Consider the following 21024-nt stretch of genomic DNA (forward strand, 5'->3'; position numbering starts at 1 on the left):
GATTCTTTTACACTCAGTGAAAAAAGAAAATCACTTTCCAATCACTTTGGCATATAGAGGATCAACCTATGCCGAAAACTTCTGTAGAATTGATCAAAAATAAAAAAAATTGGTTAGAACTTGGGCCAGTTTACGCAAACCGAGTGAGATTTTTACTCGCTGGTTTTTATATCATCGCCACTTTGGGATCGTTCAAAACGTCCACGACATTACAAACTACGAGTTATCTCGTGGGGATCACATGTATGTTCATGTACGGTGGTTTACAGGCTTACCTTTTTAAAAAAGGTCGTTTGAATGTATTTTTTCCCAAGTTATTAATTCTTTTTGATATCACAGTTCTTTTTGCAGTGACTGCTTCTGGGCTTATGGGTGGGAGTACGGTAGCTGCTGATTTAATCAAATCACCTACACTCTATGTCCTATATTATTTTTATGTGGTGTATTCTGCGTTTTTATTTTCGAAACGAACTTTACTTTTGAGTACTTTTTATTCCGCGTTTTGTTTGGTGTTGTTATTGGGAATTGCCTATGGCCAAGGTGTATCCTTTAGGGAAGCGGAAGGTCTCCAAAGTGAAAAAGGAACGGTTGCGATCTCGAATGAAGTATTTAAAATTCTATTTTTGATTTGTTTTGGGTATCTTACATCGACGGTTTTAAATTTGTTAAATGAAATCAAAAATGAAGCAGAAGAAAAACACAAACAAGCCGAAGAGGAAAGGTCTAACGCCGATACCTTAAATCGAGATTTAAAAAGAATTGGGTCTGAACTATTTGTAACATTAAAAAACATTCGCGAACTTTCCAGTGATTTTAATGGGCAAATTGAATCCCAAGACAAATCGATTGGTGAGTTAACAGAATTTGTTTCATCCTTTTCAGAGAGCATTCAAACTTCTGTGGAGAATATCGGGAAACAACACAATCAAATTACTCACTTAAATCATAAATCTGATTCGTTAAAACTCAATATCGTAGAGATTGGGAAAGCAGTTGAAGAGTTGAACGCAAATATGAGTGACTTCCAAGAAAGGAGTACGGTCCTTTCACAAACCGTAAAAAATTTAGAAGAAAGATTACGTTCCATTAATCTTTCACAAAAAGAAGTGAGTGAAGTGAATGACATCATGGCAGAGATTGCTGACAGAACTAATTTATTAGCACTCAACGCATCCATTGAAGCCGCAAGAGCAGGTGAACATGGTAGAGGATTTGCAGTTGTGGCACAAGAAGTTGCAAAACTTGCAGAAAACTCAAATGAGAATGCTACAAAAATTAAAAAAATCATCAATAATTCAAATCGATTTATCTTAGAGGGGACAGAACTTGCTTCTGTTGCATTGAACCAAACCGATACATTGCAAAACAAATACGCAATATTGAGTGAAGTGATGGATTTGGCTACAAAGAAAATTAATACACAAAAAGATTTGAATAACGAAGTTTTAGAATCTATCGAAACGATTGATTCCATTTCCAAGGTTCTAGACCAAGAATCAAAAATTTTGGATAAGGACAAAGAGCAAATGGTTTCTGTTGTGAATCAGATGGAAGAAATCAACCGACATGTTGTAATAAATGCTAGAAAAATTGGAGATAATACTGTAAGTTTGGAAAACCAAGCACAGGAATTAGCGACCAATTAAATCATTTCAATGAAATTTAAAATCCTAATATTCTTTCTTCTTATGCAGCCACTTTGTTTGTTTGCTGAAACTGCAAGCAAACGTTTTGGATTTGTGGTTGGAGTGAGCGAATACAAAGATTTAAGTTTAGTGAATTTAAAAACGGCAAAAAATGATGCACTAGGGATGACCAAAATTTTGTTTAGTTATGGTTCGTATAATCGCATCCAAACATTATTACAGGAAGGATCTACAAAGTCTACTCCAACAAAAATCAATATCATATCACAATTTGAATCAATGTTAGAAGAAACAAAACCAGATGACCTCGTTGTCTTTTATTTTTCAGGTCATGGAGTTGTGGACTATAATGATAAGGTGTATTTACTTCCAGAAGATGCAAATCCACAAAATCCATTTGAAACCGGGATTGCAGTGGAACAATTATTAGAAATGACGAGGCGTTTCCAACTCAAACGTGTTGTTTTTTTTATTGATGCATGTCGCAATCCTGAAGATAGTAAAGGTGATATTGGACGAAGGTATTTGGAAACAGTCCAATTCAAGGACAGCGAAATTATCTCTGTATTCTATTCAACGAAAGTTGGATATTCAAGTTTTGAAGATCCAAAATCTGGTTATGGGATTTTTACAAAATATTTAATATATGGATTAGAAGGTCGTGCAGATTCGAATTATAACGGAGAAGTAACATATTCTGAATTATCCAACTATGTAATCCAATCCATGAAGGAATGGTCAAAAGAAAACCAAAAGATTCAAAAACCTTATACGAAAGAATACGCAGAAAAATCTGAAGATACAATTTTGACTTATGCAGTGAACCCTGAGACTTCACTTGCCGATGCACCAATGTTTAATCCATACAACCCAACATATGCTTTCCGTTCGTTTTTGTATCCAGGTTGGGGGCAATATGCCAGAGGCCAAGAAGAGAAGGGAAAAATATATATGTCTATATTTACCTTGGGTCTTATGTATGCTGGGTATCAGTTCAACCAATATCGTTCTGACAAAGAGGCGTATGAATCTGCCATAGGGATTCCACCTAATTCTAGGGTATCCGAAACAATTGTATTCAATTATCTTTTAATTGAACCGTACCGACAACGTATGGAGTCTTCTCGTGCCAGTTTATCGCAGGCGCTTAACGTCTTGGTATTACTTTGGTCAGCAAATGTGTTTGATTTTTATTTGTTAGGGCCAAATCCTAAGGAAAAGACTGGTGTGTTTTTGGATTTGGATATGGAAAGCCAAGGTTATATGGGAGTCAATCGAATCGGTAAGGTTGGTTATGCGCTTCGGTTTTAAGATCTTTTTGCTTTTAATTTTGGTGCAATGTAGGGTCGATGCGCCAAAAGATAATATATTTGATCCCAAGTCTTTGTTAGGTGGATCTGCTTCCGTTTTATTCGGAATTTTAGATGGAACGGATATCAAAATCACGACTCGATATTTAGAGAGTGATTATCCAACTTTTGTCAAAACTGAATATTTGGATTTAGACTTAAGCGAACCAATCTCCGATTTATTTTCAAAGTCAGATTTCCAAATCTCTAATCCCTATCAAAATGATTTAATATTACGAGATGTATACCCACTATCAAACAAAAGATTAAGAGTTCTATTTTCTGTATCTTCCCGTTCTGAATGGCGTGATCCTCTTGTCATCACCATCACTCGTCCCAAAGATTTAAAAGAATTTGTGTTTTTAGGTAAACAACTCACTTTTCGATTTCCATATCCTAAATACTACGGCTCTATTTCGGAAGCAAAAGGTTATATCACAACAACCAAATTATTGGATGGTAAGGTGCTTTTGGTAGGAGGAGTCAATCCAAGTGGCAATACCGTACCAACAGTCGAAATTTGGAATCCAGATACTGGAGTATCAGAGTTATTACCTCAATTGAATCAAAATTTAATGGGGTTATCAGTATGTAGGTTTAATAGTGGTAAGGTGGTCGTTTCTGGTGGAAAATTGAAAGTTGGAAAACCTACTATTGATTCGGACATTTCCGATCGAATCTATCTCATTGATCCAATCCAGAAAACTGTCGATGAATTACCGTTTGTTATGCAAAAACGTCGTCATGGCCATGTTATGGTATGTTTGAATAATGGAGATCTGTTGGTTTCAGGTGGACAATTCAAAGTAGGAGATGATCCGAGTGCCATTGCAAACGATCATGAATACATCTCATTAAGTCAATATACATCCACTATCATAGGTGGTGCTTCTGATTTTTCGATAGGGATCCATTTCCACTCAGCAGAGTACGATGAAATCAATTCCAGGGTTTTGTATTTTGGGGGAAGGGATAGGCAAGACCAATATGCTTTATTTTCAAACAAAGTATTTAGCATCGATACAAACAGTTTCTCTGTTCAAATGTTGTCTGGTGTTCTTCCAACAGGTAGGGCAAATGTAACGTACGTAAAGATGCCAAATTCTGAATATGTTTTATTTGGTGGTTCTATCAGAGATGCAACAGGAACAAAAGCAATTGAATCTTGGAATGAGAAAAATGGGACGACATCGTCGTTAGGATTTACGAGTCGATTTAAGAACGGAAGTGGAATTGTTCAATTTTCTAATGAGCAAGTATTTTATACAGGTGGGGTTGATACTTATTACAAATCTGGAATTTTAGAGTTATACGATCATTTTGAGCGGAAAAATTTTATTGTAGATACAATGATGTTGCCTAGATCAGAACATTCTGCAATCCAAACCTCAAAGGGGATTGCGATTTTTGGTGATTCCGCCAGTCTCGATACAAGGGTAGAGATTTATGGGAAAGATTAAAAATTTGTTATTTTTAATTTTCCTATGCTCTTGTGAAATACCAACGGGTTCGAATCATTTTGATCCCAATTCACCTGTAAGCTTAGGCCTACTCATGTTAGGTGCCGATCGGATTGTACAAATGGAATTTTCTTCCAATAAGGTTCAGCCAGGAGGAACATTATTCATTTCTACAAATCATGATTTCACAACAACAGCAAATGGTTTACAACTTCCAGTTAAAAACTTAAGTATCAATCCAATCTCACAAGTGATTGCAAGGAGTAAATTTTTATACGAAGTGAGAATGAATCCAGCAGTAACCAATGGGAAATTCACTTTGAATCTGAAGGACTATTATTTAAATGAATCACTTTTGGTGAATCCTGAAACTTTTGAATTTGAAATCGATGCAAACCCTCCACTTTTGCAGTTAAAAACTGGAAATGGAATTGATATTTCAGAATTACAAACTGGATTTTTGGACATTGAAGCCAATGAAGAGATTGTTTGGGAAGGCAATTTATCCCAAATTTCATTATCTGGTAATGCAAAGAATAGTTTGGTTGTTTCCGATGTGATTGTTACGGAAAGGAATATTCGTTTGTTATTTGCGGGAAATCCGAATGCAAACGGTGGCATCCTAACAATAAGTTTAATGGGAATAAAAGACAAAGCGTCTAACACGGATGGGACGGTTATGGTCCCGGTGCAAGTTTTTGCCTTTAAAAGTGGGCCAAATATGAATTTATCCAGAAGGTCCTGTGGTGCAATAGAATTGGACGATGGTCGTAAAATTGTGTTAGGCGGCAGGGTTAAAAGTGGAGTGGTGGTCAATGGAAATGGTACTCTAAGTAGTATGGAGTATTACAATTCTGTTACTAAGGAGTTCAGTTTTGGACCTGATATGGTTTATCGTAGGCAGGAATTTGCGATCGTTAAATTATTAGATGGCAGAGTGCTTGTTTCGGGAGGTTTTGGGGCTTTGGTTGGCCCAGGCTCCAACGATGGCCTGGCATCTACAGAGATATTTGATCCGACAACAAATACCTGGACTGAAGGGCCAACTCTACATTCTCCAAGACAGTTCCACAAGATGACAGTCCTTCCTGATGGAAATGTTCTTGTTGTAGGTGGTATCAATCCATTTGGACCTTTCCAAACAGTTTCAGAAGTAGAACTCATCCATGTTACACCTGATCCGATGGCAATGACGGTTGAAAGTGTTGGCCACCTTACTGAATCTAGGTCAAAACATGCGCAGGTTTTATCAGCAAATGCAGGTAAGGTGGTGATATCAGGTGGAGAAAGGTCTGATGTGACTGGCCCTGGGGTTAATGATCATTATATCCGTTCAATTGATTCGATTGAAATCTATGATATCAACACAAAAACGATTACGACTTCCAATACAAAAATCACACGAAGGTTCAATCATTTCGCACACGTTCTTTCAACTGGTGAAGTCTTAATTTTAGGTGGAATCAGTTCTAGGTTTAACGATGGGCAACCAATTTTAAGGGCACAAATTTATAATCCAAACACAGATACAATTCGGGATCACAAAAATTTGCTATTTGGAAGGGAATGGGGATCTTCTTTTGTTTTTCCTTATGGAAAAGATCAGATTATGATTGCAGGCGGATTGGAATACCGAACGGTAAATGGGAATACTTTTGATTCCATATTGGATACGGAATCTTGGTCAGAATCAAGCCAACGTTTTTATCTGACTGGTAGATCATTGAATGCACGATGGGATGGCTGTGATTTGCCATTCACTGCAACAGGTGGTGGCATGATTTTGGGTGGTCGGATAGGTGCCATCGTTGCAAATACGGAGGAGTATAGTTTTGAATAAGCTGATCCTTCCTTTACTATTATTGTTTGTTGGTTGTATGGTCAAAGCAGAATTTAAGAATGTTTTTGATCCAAAAACAATGACGAGTATACTTCTGAGTTCTACATTCTCCAATGAAATATTCTCTTGTACTGAACGTTCTAATACAAAGTCTTTTGGTAATATTGACCAAATCTTACTCAAGTGTAACAGGGAACTGGCAAAGGTTGATACTGAATTTTTGACTTCAATCAATGAGGAAACTTTTAATAACATTACATTCACGAAATTGGGCAATGACCAGCTGTTGGTCCAATTTGATCCTTTAGTATCTGATGGTAAATATGATTTGAAATTACAAAGTGTTGTTTCTGGGTTTGGTGAAACTTTAGAGAAAGATACCTTTCCAATTATCATAGATACCCAACTGCCAACGGTTAGTCTTTCTAATTATTTACCAATCACGGATTATACATTTTTTTCAGAGAGGTATTGGGATTTTACAAGTTCGGAACCTCTCTCCCATTTTTCTCCTCCTACACTTAGCGGGAGTTTAGCGCCTTCCATCATCATTCGTTCCATCCAACGTATTAGTGATTCTAGTTTTAGAGTTTATTTTGAAACGAATTTTATCTCCAATGGACCAGGGACTCTCATTTTTTCTTTTGAAGATTCCAAAGACAAAGCCCAGAATCCAGTTACGAATTCTACAACAGTGAGATTGATTGGACTAGTCAAAGGTCCTGAACTTAACCAAGGTCGTTCAGAATTTGAGGGCTTCCAAAACCAAAATGGGGATGTCATCGCAATTTATGGATACAATGCGTCTGCTGAAATATTAAGAAAGGGAACAAATACGTTTGTGCTTACCAATCCGAGTTTACCGAGCATTGGTAAAGGAGAGCGAGGGGTGATGTTGGATGGGAAAAAACTACTCATCACAGGTGGGTTCCCTCCATATACTTATATTTCATTAAGCGAAAGTTATATTTTTGATACCGAGACTACTTCATTTTTACCAACAGGAAACATGAATCAAAATCGGGGTGAACATAATATCGTTAAATTAGCAAACGGTAAAGTAATGGTGCTCGGCGGGATAAGCCAAGTTTTCCCTGGATCACATTTTATCACACTGAATTCAGCTGAAATATACGATCCGAATACAGAAACATTTACTGAGTTACCAAATCGAATGCAAAGTCCAAGGTCATTCTTTTGTTCCGTTTTGTTAAATGATGGACGTGTATTTGTGGTTGGTGGAACCAACGGTATCTATGCTCCAATGGATACAACAGAATTCTTTGATCCTACAACTGAGACCTTTTCATTTGGACCGAACTTACCTATTGCAGTAGGTGCTTTAAAATGTTTAAAATTGAGTGATGGGAACGTTTTGATATATGGTGCACAGTTATCTAATTTAAGTAATGCAACTATGTTATTTGATGTAACTAAAAATCGTATCATAACCATTGCAAATTCAGTTTACCGAAGAGAGTGGAGTATTGCACAAGAGTTACCAGATGGTGGGATATTATTTTACGGTGGAGCTTACCGATACAATACAAGTGAACCAAGCCGAACAATCGAAAAATTAGATTATGGGAAAAGTAATAGTTTTTATGATATGGGAATGGCAAGAAATAGTATTTCGAAACATAGTGGTGTGAAATTTTCTGATGGGACTTTGTTTTACTTAGGCGGTGAGTCTGGAGGAATGTTCCACCATGGCACTGATTATTATGGTCTCACGGAATAAACATGCCACACAACCAGGGAAAAATTTATGGTTCCTTTAAAAAAATATGTATCCCTGAGTCGGATCTAAAGGCTGAAGCAGAAATTCTCAAAGCCGATTTATTAAAAATTCAATTTTGTTATAATGAAAAAACCATTTCTGAATGTGAAGTTGCATTTCAAATCATCTTATTATACCTCGAAAAGAGAGTGAAACGTCATCCATTTTTGAGGATGGGCAAAAAACTTCCGAAACGAGAGTATGTGAATGATTTTTTAGAAGTTGTACGTTTTTATGGGATGCCAGATACTGTGCGTTATGCGCTTTGGAAGTGGCAATTAAAAGAGTGGGATATCCGACTCATTGATTACAATCCAACATCACTTGAGATGTTGCAAACGCAAAGCCAAGGAATTCGTTTCGCTACGATATGTTGGGAGGAAGCAATTTCGGGTAATTTGGTAGAAGGCAAACGTGACGCATTCGAACATTTGTTGCACGATCTTGCGCACGCATATATGTTCTTTCGGGAAGATTATGATTTTTTTGGCCAAAAGAAGTTTTTTAAATCTATGTTAGATGATTTTCAAAATTACCAAATGTATTTAGAAGAGAATCCAATCTTTAAGGAAAAATTCGAATATTGTATTTCGGATATGAATTCACACCCTGCACATTTAAATGCATATTGGAATGCAATTCGTAAAGAAGCAGGAATTCCAATATATGAATTAAATCAGAACACTTAAAGTTTTGGGTTGTTTTTGTGCCGCGTTAAGTCGCGATTTGTATTTTTTTGAATTGTTCCCGCGATGGCATCTTCTAAAGAAATCCCCATCTGGTTTGCAAGGCATGTTAATACAAAAAGAATATCTCCGATTTCACTTGGAATTTTATCAGCTGATTCACCTGCTTTAAATGACTGATCTCCGTATTTTCTCGACATCAACCTAGAAAGTTCACCAACTTCTTCCATTAGAATCGCTAAATTGGTTAACTCAGAAAAGTATCGAACACCAACCGTTTTGATCCATTGGTCCACTTCTGCTTGTAAGTCATTGAGAGTGATATTATTGTTTCCCAAGTTTTTTCTCCAATTCTTTTGCCAATACATTGGAAAACTGAATCATACCTTTTTCATTCAGGTGGATCAAGTCGAAACAATATTCACCATTTTTTTCACCAAGTGAATCTTGTAAGTCAATTGCATCTAAAGATTGATTTGCTTTTAAAGCATTTGTTAGTCCATCATACCAAACTTTCATTCGATTTTCATCATTTGTTTTTCTGATCACATCGGAATAGGGGGCAAAAATATTGTAGATATGAATTTTTCTTTTGCCAATAAATTCATACATTTTTGTTAGGCGGCGAAAATATCTCTCCGTACTTTCAGTTTTACCAGTATCTTTGGGAACCACTGCAGCGACATTACATGTTTCATACAACATTCGGCGATGGTCTTGGTTTGAACCTTTGGGAATGTCGATTGGCAAATGAAGAGCCAAACGGTTGAGGCAGTCGTCAACGCTTGTTAGGTTGTATTCGTCTATTGATTCCGGATGATCATTTTCATAATCCCAAGGATTTAAATTCGGATTTTTGCTCGTTCTAGATATCGATTTAATCCTTTCATTAAAATTGATGATGAGATCAGACATATCCTTTCTGTAAGCAATCGACTTAAACAATAAGAAAAGATAATTAGAAACATCTAGTTCATATTCAAATTCATGTAAACTAGGAATTGCCTTAAAATTTCCCAATTCTGATAACATGGCAAGAGTTGGTTCAACAGCATTTTTTCTATCTACCCAAGGCATTCCAGGTTCCATCACATGAAGTATGATTTTCACATCTGGGAATTCATCCAAATACTCTTCTAAAATCCTATGTTGGACGATGAGTTCTGAACCCCTAATGGCAATCGATTGTGTTTTCCAACCCAGAGGCGCTAATTTCTCGTTTAAGATACGAACGCTGATCCCTTCAAATGCTACCGATGTCCCAACTATTAATATATTCGGATTTAATTCGTTTTTGTGACTAGTCACATGTTCTGTGACACGATTGATATTGGATGCATATGAATTCTTTTTGAGATAAGATTTGTAAGCCCCAAGTTGGAGGATGGTTTCGAATACGAATAAGAAGAGAACCACCGTAATGATTTTTTTATCTTGCAGGAATAATAAAGTCTCTTTGGTTAGATTCATAATTAAAATTGAAAGTAGAGGAAATTCTGACTTTCTGTGACTCCAAATAAAAGTAATAACAAGATGTTTACAATGACAAAGATGGAATATTTAATCCAATTCCCAGTGAGAAGAGTAGGAATTTGTCTTTTCGAAAAAATAGTACTAGCGGTGAAACAAATCACAAGTAAAATTCCATATCGATAATTTGACCATTGTGTTAGAGGAACATTTGCATCATTGATAAAAACAAGGGCTTTCATCATTGGGATTGCCTTTTCCATGGTCTCTGCACGGAACATGATGAATCCAAATGCCAAACAAAACATCGTAAAGATTCGTGAAAATAAATCATAAGTTTTCCCTCCCTTTGCATTCAAGAATTTTGAAACGGAAGTATCTCCATAAAATTTATGGGTGAGTAACATCACACCTTGCCAAATCCCCCAACCAACATAATGGTAAGCAGCACCATGCCAAAGCCCGGCAAAAAGCCATGTGATCATAATATTTCGGATGTAAAGTAATACGCTGACTCTTGATCCACCTAATGGGATATAAATGTAGTCTCGTATCCAGGTAGAAAAGGAAATATGCCATCTCGACCAATGGTCTGCTATATTTTTGCATGACATTGGGAAATTGAAGTTTGCATTGAATTGAAATCCAAATAATCGGGCGACACCAATTGCAATATCAGTATACCCGGCAAAATCAAAATAAATTTGCCAACCGAATGCCAAAGCACCTGTCCAAATTTCAATAGAGTTTAAATTTTGGTAGTTTGCAAACGTAAAGTCGACCACCTTTCCAAGGTTATCTGCAAAAACGATTTTTCTTGTAAAACCAATTAAAATAAGTGCAAATGCAGCTTCGATGTGTTCTTTATGGACACTCAACCGGTAATCTAGATCTCGAAAAAATGTTTCGGCTCTTACAATCGGACCAGCAACCAGTTGTGGGAAAAATGCAACGTACAAAGCAAAATCGAGGAATGATTTTCGCGCTTCGATTTTGCGATTGTAAACGTCGATTGTATAACTCATTGATTGGAAGGTGTAAAATGAAATTCCAACTGGTAAGATGATGTTTTGTTTTGCAAATTGAAAGGATCCAAATAAGTGGATATCGTTTAAGAGGCCAAGTAAAAAGTCTGTATACTTAAAGAATCCTAAAGTTCCAATGTTCACAACTAGTGATAATACAAGTAACCACCCTCGTAATGAATCACCATCTGCTTTTCTTTCGATGGCACGTGCTGCAAAATAATCAATGAAGGTAGAAAAAATTAAAATGAGTACATATGGATTGATTTTGAAATCACAATACAATCGATCCGTATAAAACTTTAATCCAGAATCAGCCATCGCCGAACAAGAGATTGAGGAAGGTTGCCAAGCCATGTAAAAGTAATAACTTGCTAAAAGAAAAAATAAACGTTGCCATCTGTTTTTTAATACATTGCCAATGATGATGGTTATAAAAAAGAAAACTAAAAATTCAAAGGAATTAAATAACATCTGTGTTGTCCTATTTGTAAATTGTTTCTTCTGCTAATTTCTCAACGGGACCTTGGATCCCTTCTGTATAACCAAATTTTGGTCCAATGGATCTAGGAAGGGTTGAGAATGTAAAATTGATAAGAAAATAAAATAAAAATAAAAAGCTATAAGTGGAATGTAAAATTGCATTGGAGAAACGTGGTAATGTTTCGGATCGGAAAGAACGGAGTATATAGGAATTCAAAATCCATAATCCAATGGTTGTCCCAACCCAAAATTCAAAAAAATAACCTTCCCACCAGGTATAAAATGCTATGGATGGTAATAACCAAAAAAGTAAAACCAGAAGTTCTTGTTTGTATTTTGCCCACATTGTACGGAAATTCAAAATTCCTAAACTCAAACTAAAAATCCAGAACAAAAGATTTAAATTATAGGGTAGGTGTTTTGGGTTTTGAAAATCAAAAAGGTTCACCCTAAATTTTGGAATCACATTTTGGAACACAAGAAAGGCGTCACCAATCCCTCGATAAAAGTACAATACATAGTTTTTGTCCTCTCCAAGGCTTGTGCCCCATCGATTGATAGCCGCATATAAAAACATCCAAAACGAAAAATGTTTTTCATCTATTGGGCCTAATCCTCTTTTTAAGATGACAAACCCCACAAACAAATAGGAAATTATAGTTGCGAGTCCTAAACATGTTAAGTAAACAAATATTGTTCTCATTTTGATACCAAAACTTCTGTTTGGTGAAAGTAAAATTGCCATCGGCACCATCCCAAAGTGAATGACATTGGATTGGTGGAAATAAATGGAAAATAATTGGATGATCCACAATATGCTTAGGTGTTTTGCCGATAAACCTTTCTTCAAAAAGTAAATAGTCAGCAAAAATAGTAAAGCCATCAAACAAGAGTGGATGAGGGGAGTATCGTTGTGTAGGCTATAAAACCAGAAAGCTTGGCTTACTTGGATGACAAGTGCAAGGGAAACAGCTAAAATGAAGTCTTTATACAAAAGGTAGTAAATCCAAATAAATACACCCAAAAAGAATAAGGAAAAACTAAGGATCCGTAAACGGAGAAAAAACATAATGTCTGTTGTTGGATAAATGGATCGAAGCATTTTCCAATACATTAGTCCTGATGATTCAAAACCTAAATGGTGTGGGTTAAAAAAAGCAGATTCCACTCGATCCTTTTGGATGTTTAAGGCGTAAACACAGGAATCCCAATCAAAGGCACGTGAAAGATACCTTAAATGGAACAGGAATAATCCTAAAAGTAGAAGTATAACAAATAATTTTTTCAAAAAAAACCTAGTTAACGTTTTAAGATTTGATTCACGATCGTTTTGTTTTTTCCAAAGGGGAAGAAAAAAGGAGTACTAAATAGAACCTTTCCTTGTTTTTTCCAAATCAGACGATTGCACCCGATATAATCGCTTAGTCCACCATGTTCATAAGTCAAAACGAGACCATCTTCAGTAAGATTGAATTTACTTAATTCTTTCCCAAGTCCTAAGTTTCGAATTTGCCAAAGTTCACCTTTTACAAATACAGTTCGTTTGTTCCACTGGTTTAAGAGTTTACTCAAATCAACTAACAATGAAATGGAAATATAAAAATATACAAAAACAGAAAGGTAGTGATAGTATCTCACTTCGTCGAGAAATGGAATTTTTAACACTTTTGTGATCTCAAGAACTCCCACAAACCAATAGAAAAAATGTCCTAGGTAATGGATGTAAGGTAAGCTAGAGTAGAAGAAACAAAATGCACCTAGCACAAGTAAGATGGATGGCAACGGATTCGAAAAAAGTTCATCGTATAGAGATGTTCCAAAATATGCAGTTTCTCTTTTGGATTTGGATTCTTTCCATTTTGAGATTAGGTTTTTTAATGGTTTCATTGGAAGAGTACTCCCTCAATTTTTTTTGTTGTTTCTTCCCAAGTCCATAGTTTTGCGGGAAACCTTGGGATTCTCTCTTTTCGTGGTCCAGACATTTTTTGAAAAGACTCTGTCCATAATTCCGTATCTTTTGGTGGTACGTATACATCACATTTATCTGAAAGGATTTCCTTAAATACAGGAATATTTGATGCAACACAACGTTTCCCTTCTAACATAGCTTCGAGTAACGGTAATCCAAATCCCTCATGCAAGGAGGGGAAAAAAAATGCCTTACATCTTTGAAATGCCAATGCGAGTGTATTTTCGTTTGGGTTTTCGATGAACTGAATTCCTAAGGAATTGATTTTTGGATCGTGCAATTTTTCATACAAAAGAGAACCTTCTTCTCCCCAACCTTTACGACCCATGATGAGAAGAGAATGTTTGTCTTTTGGGTTTTCCGTTTTGAAATTCAGAAATGCATCTACCAAACGATTGATATTTTTACGTGGTTCTAAAGTCCCAACTGTGAGAAAAAAATCTTTTGGAAACTTGATTTGGTTTTTCGAAGGGTAAGTTTTGGTTTTGGAAACACCTGGGTAGACCACCAAACATTTGTTTTTAAATTTTGGTCGAAATTGTACAATTTCTTCCATAGTATTTTTCGACAAACAAAAGATTGCATCTGCATTTTTTAAAGTAATTGGTGATAGGAGTTTGTGTTGCCAATAGTTCCATTTCGCCATGGTCTCTGGGGCGGAGATGAAATTTAAGTCATGATAGTTTACATAACTGGGTATCGGAAGTTTGAAAAAAGGTAACATCTGGATGGTTGCCCAAAATACTTCGATTCCGTTTTGTTCCAAACGTTTTGGCAGGATGAAGTTTAAATAAATTGGTCCGGGGATTGGTTTTTTTTCGATCACCAGACGCACATTTGGTGCCAATATTTCATTAAATACAGGATGGAGCTCTTTATTACTAAAAAAATAAAATTCTTTTTCTTTATGTTTCGGCAATAAAACCTTTAAGACTTCCGCGAGATAACGTGAGTTCCCTGTGATGCCGTAAGCAAGTGGCCTTACATCAATTCCGATTTTTGTTTTCATAAAGGCCAAACCTAACAATATAAATGTACAAAAAACTTGTGGTATAAAATAAAATCGAATGCATGGAAAGTAAGGATTCGAGTTTTTGCCCAACAAATGTCCTGTGAGTGAGAAGTGGTAAACTTAATATCAAAATGAGTACAAATTTTGAGTTTAGATTCCGAACCAAAACTTGGTTTAGGATGTAGTAAGTGGGAACAAGACAGATGATAAAACTATGAATCCAACTAATCCCACTGAAGAGTGCAGAAATTAAAAACAATAATGATACAATTGCCCATTTTTGATTTTTGATCCTCCAAAGCAGTAATAGCGGAAAACCAAAAAGGAAAATGAATACCAATTGAATTGTTTTTAAAGTGAATATTGACAATTCAAAAAATGGTAAGTGGTAAGTCGGTTGGTTAATGAAGTCTGCACCAGAAACAAAATACTTTGCTAACGTAGAAGGTAAAGATTGGTTATTTTTCCAGGATCGTAGTAAGGGATTGTTTAATGCATTCCCCAAAATCTCAGTCACCCATTCATAAGACATTCGGATCGTATAATCAAAGTTATAAATTAGCGGGAGTGAGTTCCAAAGGATTAAACCTAAAATAAACCAGAAGATTCGTTTGAATTTTTTTTCGTAAAGGAACACAAAAAGAAAAACAAGTGGGGTGATTTTGATACTCACTGCAAGGGCAAGTAAAAGTCCACTGAGAGAATCTCTCTTCACCAAGAGGGAGGCTAGAACAAGTAGTATCAGTAGGATTCCTACTTGGTTGTTTTGGATGTGGCTTTCAATGTAGCGAAAATTGAATATTAAAGTTAATAAGAGAATTGATAAAGGGAACTTTGAAGTTTCTAAATTGAGTTCTTTGTTTTGGAAAAGGAGATAAAAAATCGAAACTAATGAAATCCAACTGATGATTTCGAATACCAAGGCCGCATTTGATTCTGACAATAACGTGAAGGGAATTAAAAGAAAAGAGAAAAGAGGTGGGTAAATGTAAGTTGCAGTTTCATTTTGTAGGGCAACAAGAAGGGGTAAATTTTCCGGGCGAAACAAATCTTCTGTTGTTTTGATTTTGGTTTGGAGTTCTTCGGCAACATCAAAACGATATAAGTTCTCACCAGTGGACCATCGTTCACTTGCATGGTAATAATCCAAAAAATCTGATTTTTGGTCCGACCTTTGGATGGAATTTACCAATAAAAATAAAAAAAGAACACCGAGAATCCATTTCCACTGTCTTTCTATGGTTTCAAAAAATTTCCACATAGTTCTCCTACCATTCCCAATATTTCTGGTTAATTGACAAGGTTTTCCTAAGGTGATTCCAACATGGATTTTTTAAACGAATTTGATTTTCATTTGCCCGAAGAACAAATTGCTCGTTTCCCCGCAAAAAACCGGGATGAATCTCGGTTGGTATTAGTAGACAAAACAACAGAGAAATTTTGGGAAGCTCCTTTTTTTCGTGACATCCGCGAGTGGGTGAGACCTGGAGATGTGTTTGTTTATAACGAAACAAAAGTTTCGTATAGAAGGGTGTATTTACAAGTGGAGTCTGGCCGCATCCATGAATCAATTTTTTTAGAAGCAGAAGGTGATGGTTCACGAATCTGGACTTGTATTCTGAAAAATAGAGCCAAACTTAAATTAGGTGAAGTATTGGCTCCCGTCGGATTCCCCACATTCTCATTTCGTTATGAAGGGAAAAACGAAGAACTCTCAATTTTAGTTTCTGATAAAACAGTAACTGATTCTGACTTCGAAATTTTTGGAACGATTCCGATTCCTCCCTACCTCAAACGGAATGTGACAGAAGAAGACAAGGTGCGTTACCAAACCATTTTTGCCAAAAAATCTGGTTCCGTTGCCGCACCCACTGCCGGTCTCCATTTTACTGAATCCTTACGTGCTGAGTTGGAAAAGACTGGAGCCGAATTTTTGCCAGTGGAACTCCAAGTTGGGTATGGGACATTCCGTCCTTTAACCGCCGAACAATGGCAAACCAAAACCCTTCACAAAGAGAGGTATGAAATTACAGAAGGCACGGCAAGTCGATTGGATGGAGCAAGACGAGAAGGGCGGAGGGTGATTGCGATCGGAACGACAACACTTCGGGTCCTCGAAACTGTTTTTGATTCTCAACAACAGAAATATAAGGTAGGCGTGGGTCAAACTGACATATTTTTGTCGCCTGGTGACAAAATAGAATCCGTACAAGGACTAATCACAAACTTTCATTTGCCCAAATCGACCTTACTTTTGTTAGTGAGTGCCTTTGCCAATAGTCGACTTGTGATGGATGTTTATCGTTATGCATTGCAGAACAAGTTTCGTTTTTATTCTTATGGGGACTCTATGTTCCTATTTTAAAAATAGGTTTACATCCCTTTTGGATTAGGAAATATGTTTCTACAGTTTCTTTATGCATTCCCCACAAACGTCTCTTTTGATTTCGCTTTTTTCTGGATTGGGTCTTCTTGGGGTCGTCGTTTTGACACCAGTAAAAGAAAACCAAGTCAAAAAATTGGAAAATCCCGTAAAACCGGTGTTTGTCGAAAAGGATGCATCCAATCGGTCCAATCTTTGGAATGGGAACCAAGGCCAAACGAGAAGATCCGAGTTTGAAGTAGATAACAGTGATAAGTTGATTTCACTTGTACTAAACGGAAACCGCCTAGAAACACAAAAAAAAAACTTAAGACGATTTTTTAACTCTTATCCGTCTACTCGACTTGATTTTGATTCAACACCTGCCACTTATTCTTTTTTGGATGCGAAACTAAGTGGCGAACCAGCTTTATCCCAAATTTTACTTTCCACATCCACTCATCCATCCACTACCATGATATTCCGGCAGCTAGAGTCCAATAAACGTACGTTATATGATCCAAAGCAACTTTACGAATACCAAGGAAACTTTTCAGCAACTTCCTTTTTAAACGTTCAAACTTCAGTATATAACGTAAAAACTGAAAATCCAGTTTCTTCTTACGGAGCTGAAGGTGGCAAATTTTCTTTTTTTTTCGGAAGTGATAAAATCCAACTCAATGTAAAATACAATTACGTGAACCAAAGGCCAAGTGCTTCCAATGGCCAGGTTGGCTTTGTGCCCACACAAGACATTGCATCCCTTGGATTTATCTTTTATTTAGGCTCATCTAAGAATTATTCTTTATATGTCGGAAATCAGATTTTTAATGTTTTTAACGATCCTTTACTACGGGTAAGAGACCAAAATGGAAGGTCTCCAGAAACATTTTCGGCTTCCTTTCGTGGGAAACATTCAGGGAATCAAAAAACGACTTTTTTTCTTAATTTCCAGAACCAATTTTATAAAGACGGTGTGCTTTATGGGGTACCAGGTGGTTATATGGTAGGGAATACATTTAATGGAAAATCGTTTTATGAATATGTTACATCACTTGGGATGGAACTTGCATTTTAAATTATTAAGTTTCTTTTTGATCTTTGCTTTATTTAGCGCATGTTACTTGGGAGAGGAACGTGAGTCCAAACCCAAAAAACCTCCTACACCTCCATTAGAACAATTAGCAGTTTCCTTGTCGGAAAGGGGTTTGTATTTCCATCCAGAGAGATTGGTAGTGCTCACTTTTTTAGACAATGAGGGTAAAAAAAGTCCCTACGGTGAAATCCTTGCCGAAAAACTCACAACCGAACTTGTCAAAAAGGATCGTTACCTTGTGCTCGATCGGTTGGCCAACCAAAAGGTCTTAAAAGAAGCGGGACTCAGTTTGGATTCACCAACGGACACTGCCACCTTGCGGAAAATAGGTGAGGTTTTGAAATTAGATGTCATCATCACAGGGATTGTAACTCCTTACCAAGATGGTGTTTTTGTCAATACGAGACTCATCGAAATCAAAACAGGACTTATCTTAAAAGCCGATGAAGTGTATGTCCGCATTGACGGATAATCCCAATTCACTTCGCCAAAAGAACCAATTTTACTGATTTTAGCTTTTGTAGTTTAATTTTCGATTGATTCCCTTTTTTCCTACGGTCTGATAGGTATAAGAGGTTCAGATGGCATTTGATATAGAAATGATTGCGGCTCGTTATTCCAAAATGGAAGCGGCCATCGCACAAGCCAAAAAGATTGTGGGTCGACCCCTCACTCTCACAGAAAAGATTTTATACAACCACCTTTGGGACGGAAATCCATCCAAAAGTTTTGGACGTGGTGCTGATTATGTTGACTTTGCACCAGACCGAGTGGCGATGCAAGATGCAACAGCTCAGATGGCCCTTTTGCAGTTCATGCAAGCCGGCAGAAAAAAAGTGGCAGTGCCTTCCACCGTTCACTGTGACCACTTGATCACAGCCAAAGAAGAATCAGGAAAAGACCTTGGCATTGCGGTCACTGAAAACAAAGAAGTTTATGATTTTTTATCCTCCGTTTCCAATAAATATGGAATTGGATTCTGGAAACCAGGTGCTGGTATCATCCACCAAGTTGTTTTGGAAAACTATGCATTCCCTGGTGGGATGATGATTGGAACCGATTCCCATACAGTGAATGCTGGTGGACTTGGAATGGTTGCCATCGGTGTGGGTGGAGCTGACGCTTGTGATGTGATGGCGGGTCTCCCATGGGAACTCAAATGGCCAAAAGCCATCGGTGTCAAACTCACAGGAAAACTGAATGGTTGGACATCCGCAAAAGACGTGATTCTAAAAGTAGCTGGAATCCTCACTGTGAAAGGTGGAACGGGTGCGATTGTAGAATACTTTGGACCAGGTGCTGAAGCGCTTTCTTGTACGGGAAAAGGTACAATCTGTAACATGGGTGCCGAAATTGGTGCTACTACATCTACATTTGGTTATGATGCTTCCATGGAACGTTACTTAAGATCCACTAACAGAAGTGATGTGGCTGACCTTGCGAACAAATACAAAGCTCACTTAACCGCTGACCCGGAAGTGTATGCCGACCCAGCGAAATACTTTGACCAAGTGATCGAAATTGATCTCGACACTCTCGAACCATATGTCAATGGACCGTTTACACCAGACCTTGCCACTCCGATTTCTAAAATGAAAGAAGAAGCAGCGAAGAATGGTTGGCCTCTCAAAGTAGAAGTGGGACTCATCGGATCTTGTACGAACTCTTCCTATGAAGACATCTCTCGTGCAGCATCCCTTGCCAAACAAGTGGCATCCAAAGGCCTCAAAACCAAAGCAGAATTTACCATCACTCCTGGTTCGGAGCTTGTTCGATACACCATCCAAAGAGACGGTTTCATTGATACCTTCAACCAAATTGGTGCCAAAGTATTTTCGAATGCGTGTGGGCCTTGTATTGGGATGTGGTCACGTGTGGGTGCTGAGAAAAAGGAAAAAAACACAATTGTTCACTCCTTCAATCGTAACTTCCAAGCGCGACAAGACGGTAACCCAAATACCTATGCCTTTGTAGCATCACCTGAAATCACAACAGCACTTGCGATTGCCGGTGATTTGGGTTTCAATCCACTTACAGATACCCTCACCAACGAAAAAGGGGAAAAGGTAAAACTCGACCCACCTACGGGAGAAGAACTTCCAAAGAAAGGGTTTGCTGTTGAAGATGCTGGCTATGTGGCACCGGCCGCGGATGGATCTGGTGTCCAAGTGATTGTGGATCCAAGTTCCACAAGGCTCCAACTCCTTGCACCATTCAAAGCTTGGGAAGGAACAGACCTCAAAGGTTTGAAACTCCTCATCAAAGCAAAAGGAAAATGTACAACCGACCATATTTCCATGGCAGGTCCATGGTTAAAATTCCGTGGCCACTTGGATAATATTTCCAATAACCTTCTCATTGGTGCGACCAATTTCTTCAACGGCAAAACCAATGAAGTGAAAAACCAAATCACTGGGAATTATGAACCTGTTCCGCAAACCCAAAGGGCTTACAAAGCACAAGGCATTGGATCCATTGTGGTCGGTGATGAAAACTATGGGGAAGGTTCTTCGAGAGAACACGCAGCCATGGAACCACGGCACTTGGGAGTGCGGGCAGTCCTTGTAAAATCGTTTGCTCGTATCCACGAAACAAACTTGAAAAAACAAGGGATGTTAGCGTTAACATTTGCCAATAAAGAAGACTACGATAAAATCCAAGAAGACGATTCAATCGACATCAATGGTTTAACTAGTTTTCAAGAAGGTAAGGCACTTACACTCGTTCTCAACCACAAAGATGGGAAAAAAGACGAGATCCAAGTGAACCATACTTATAATGCGCAACAAATCGAATGGTTCAAAGCAGGTGCTGCCTTGAACTTGATGAAAGCGTAACTAAAAATT

17 protein-coding genes are annotated in these 21024 nt (G+C 37.4%); 10 read left to right on the forward strand and 7 right to left on the reverse strand.

Translation table 11 applies throughout. The features are described 5' to 3' along the window. The first annotated feature begins 68 nt into the window (after positions 1-68). The 6 genes from EHQ62_RS14605 to EHQ62_RS14630 are packed head-to-tail and all read left to right on the forward strand — an operon-like array spanning position 69 to position 8764. The gene (locus tag EHQ62_RS14605; protein WP_135644106.1) at positions 69-1646 is read left to right on the forward strand and encodes a methyl-accepting chemotaxis protein; all 1578 of its coding nucleotides are present in this window, start codon (positions 69-71) and stop codon (positions 1644-1646) included. A 42-nt stretch (positions 1647-1688) separates the two neighbouring features. Next, positions 1689-2957 carry a caspase family protein gene (locus EHQ62_RS14610; RefSeq protein WP_244241793.1) on the forward strand — a complete coding sequence of 423 codons (1269 nt, stop codon included), beginning with the start codon at positions 1689-1691 and terminating at the stop codon, positions 2955-2957. Continuing rightward, positions 2941-4455, forward strand: a complete 1515-nt coding sequence (locus EHQ62_RS14615; protein WP_135644111.1) for a Kelch repeat-containing protein — start codon at positions 2941-2943, stop codon at positions 4453-4455. The genes EHQ62_RS14610 and EHQ62_RS14615 overlap by 17 nt, the downstream gene beginning before the upstream one ends. Beyond that, entirely contained in the window at positions 4442-6295 is a 1854-nt protein-coding gene (locus EHQ62_RS14620) for a Kelch repeat-containing protein (protein ID WP_135644114.1), read from the forward strand. Before EHQ62_RS14615 ends, EHQ62_RS14620 begins: the two co-directional genes overlap by 14 nt. Further along, positions 6288-8036, forward strand: a complete 1749-nt coding sequence (locus EHQ62_RS14625) for a Kelch repeat-containing protein (RefSeq protein ID WP_135644117.1) — start codon at positions 6288-6290, stop codon at positions 8034-8036. Before EHQ62_RS14620 ends, EHQ62_RS14625 begins: the two co-directional genes overlap by 8 nt. Before the next feature lie 2 nt (positions 8037-8038). Then, positions 8039-8764: a hypothetical protein gene (locus EHQ62_RS14630; protein WP_135644119.1), complete on the forward strand. Its 726-nt coding sequence runs from the start codon at positions 8039-8041 to the stop codon at positions 8762-8764. Here EHQ62_RS14630 and EHQ62_RS14635 read toward each other — a convergent pair. The 7 genes from EHQ62_RS14635 to EHQ62_RS14665 are packed head-to-tail and all read right to left on the reverse strand — an operon-like array spanning position 8761 to position 15981. Next, a complete protein-coding gene (locus EHQ62_RS14635; RefSeq protein ID WP_135644122.1) occupies positions 8761-9099 on the reverse strand; it encodes a nucleotide pyrophosphohydrolase in 339 nt (112 codons plus the stop codon). The genes EHQ62_RS14630 and EHQ62_RS14635 overlap by 4 nt on opposite strands. Then, positions 9086-10231: a hypothetical protein gene (locus tag EHQ62_RS14640; RefSeq protein ID WP_135644124.1), complete on the reverse strand. Its 1146-nt coding sequence runs from the start codon at positions 10229-10231 to the stop codon at positions 9086-9088. The genes EHQ62_RS14635 and EHQ62_RS14640 overlap by 14 nt, the downstream gene beginning before the upstream one ends. A gap of 2 nt (positions 10232-10233) precedes the next feature. After that, complete coding sequence (locus EHQ62_RS14645) at positions 10234-11730, reverse strand: MBOAT family O-acyltransferase (RefSeq protein ID WP_135644127.1); 1497 nt, start codon at positions 11728-11730, stop codon at positions 10234-10236. Positions 11731-11740: 10 nt separating this feature from the next. Then, positions 11741-13027: a hypothetical protein gene (locus tag EHQ62_RS14650; protein WP_135644130.1), complete on the reverse strand. Its 1287-nt coding sequence runs from the start codon at positions 13025-13027 to the stop codon at positions 11741-11743. Positions 13028-13038: 11 nt separating this feature from the next. Beyond that, positions 13039-13626 carry an LIMLP_18675 family protein gene (locus EHQ62_RS14655; protein WP_135644132.1) on the reverse strand — a complete coding sequence of 196 codons (588 nt, stop codon included), beginning with the start codon at positions 13624-13626 and terminating at the stop codon, positions 13039-13041. Beyond that, complete coding sequence (locus tag EHQ62_RS14660) at positions 13623-14717, reverse strand: glycosyltransferase family 4 protein (protein WP_208720706.1); 1095 nt, start codon at positions 14715-14717, stop codon at positions 13623-13625. The genes EHQ62_RS14655 and EHQ62_RS14660 overlap by 4 nt, the downstream gene beginning before the upstream one ends. After that, positions 14695-15981, reverse strand: a complete 1287-nt coding sequence (locus EHQ62_RS14665) for a glycosyltransferase family 87 protein (protein ID WP_135644135.1) — start codon at positions 15979-15981, stop codon at positions 14695-14697. Before EHQ62_RS14665 ends, EHQ62_RS14660 begins: the two co-directional genes overlap by 23 nt. Before the next feature lie 63 nt (positions 15982-16044). On the opposite strand from EHQ62_RS14665, the gene queA reads away from it, so the two are divergent. From queA to EHQ62_RS14685, 4 genes are all read left to right on the forward strand, one after another. Then, complete coding sequence (gene queA / locus EHQ62_RS14670) at positions 16045-17085, forward strand: tRNA preQ1(34) S-adenosylmethionine ribosyltransferase-isomerase QueA (RefSeq protein WP_135644138.1); 1041 nt, start codon at positions 16045-16047, stop codon at positions 17083-17085. 121 nt (positions 17086-17206) lie between these two features. Beyond that, on the forward strand, positions 17207-18160 hold the full coding sequence (locus EHQ62_RS14675; protein WP_244241794.1) for a hypothetical protein: 954 nt from the start codon (positions 17207-17209) through the stop codon (positions 18158-18160). Further along, the gene (locus EHQ62_RS14680) at positions 18120-18650 is read left to right on the forward strand and encodes a FlgO family outer membrane protein (protein ID WP_135635619.1); all 531 of its coding nucleotides are present in this window, start codon (positions 18120-18122) and stop codon (positions 18648-18650) included. The genes EHQ62_RS14675 and EHQ62_RS14680 overlap by 41 nt, the downstream gene beginning before the upstream one ends. A gap of 109 nt (positions 18651-18759) precedes the next feature. Beyond that, a complete protein-coding gene (locus EHQ62_RS14685; RefSeq protein WP_135644144.1) occupies positions 18760-21015 on the forward strand; it encodes an aconitate hydratase in 2256 nt (751 codons plus the stop codon). Positions 21016-21024 lie beyond the last annotated feature (9 nt).

Source organism: Leptospira jelokensis (genome assembly GCF_004769635.1).
GTDB classification, from domain to species: Bacteria; Spirochaetota; Leptospiria; order Leptospirales; family Leptospiraceae; genus Leptospira_A; species Leptospira_A jelokensis.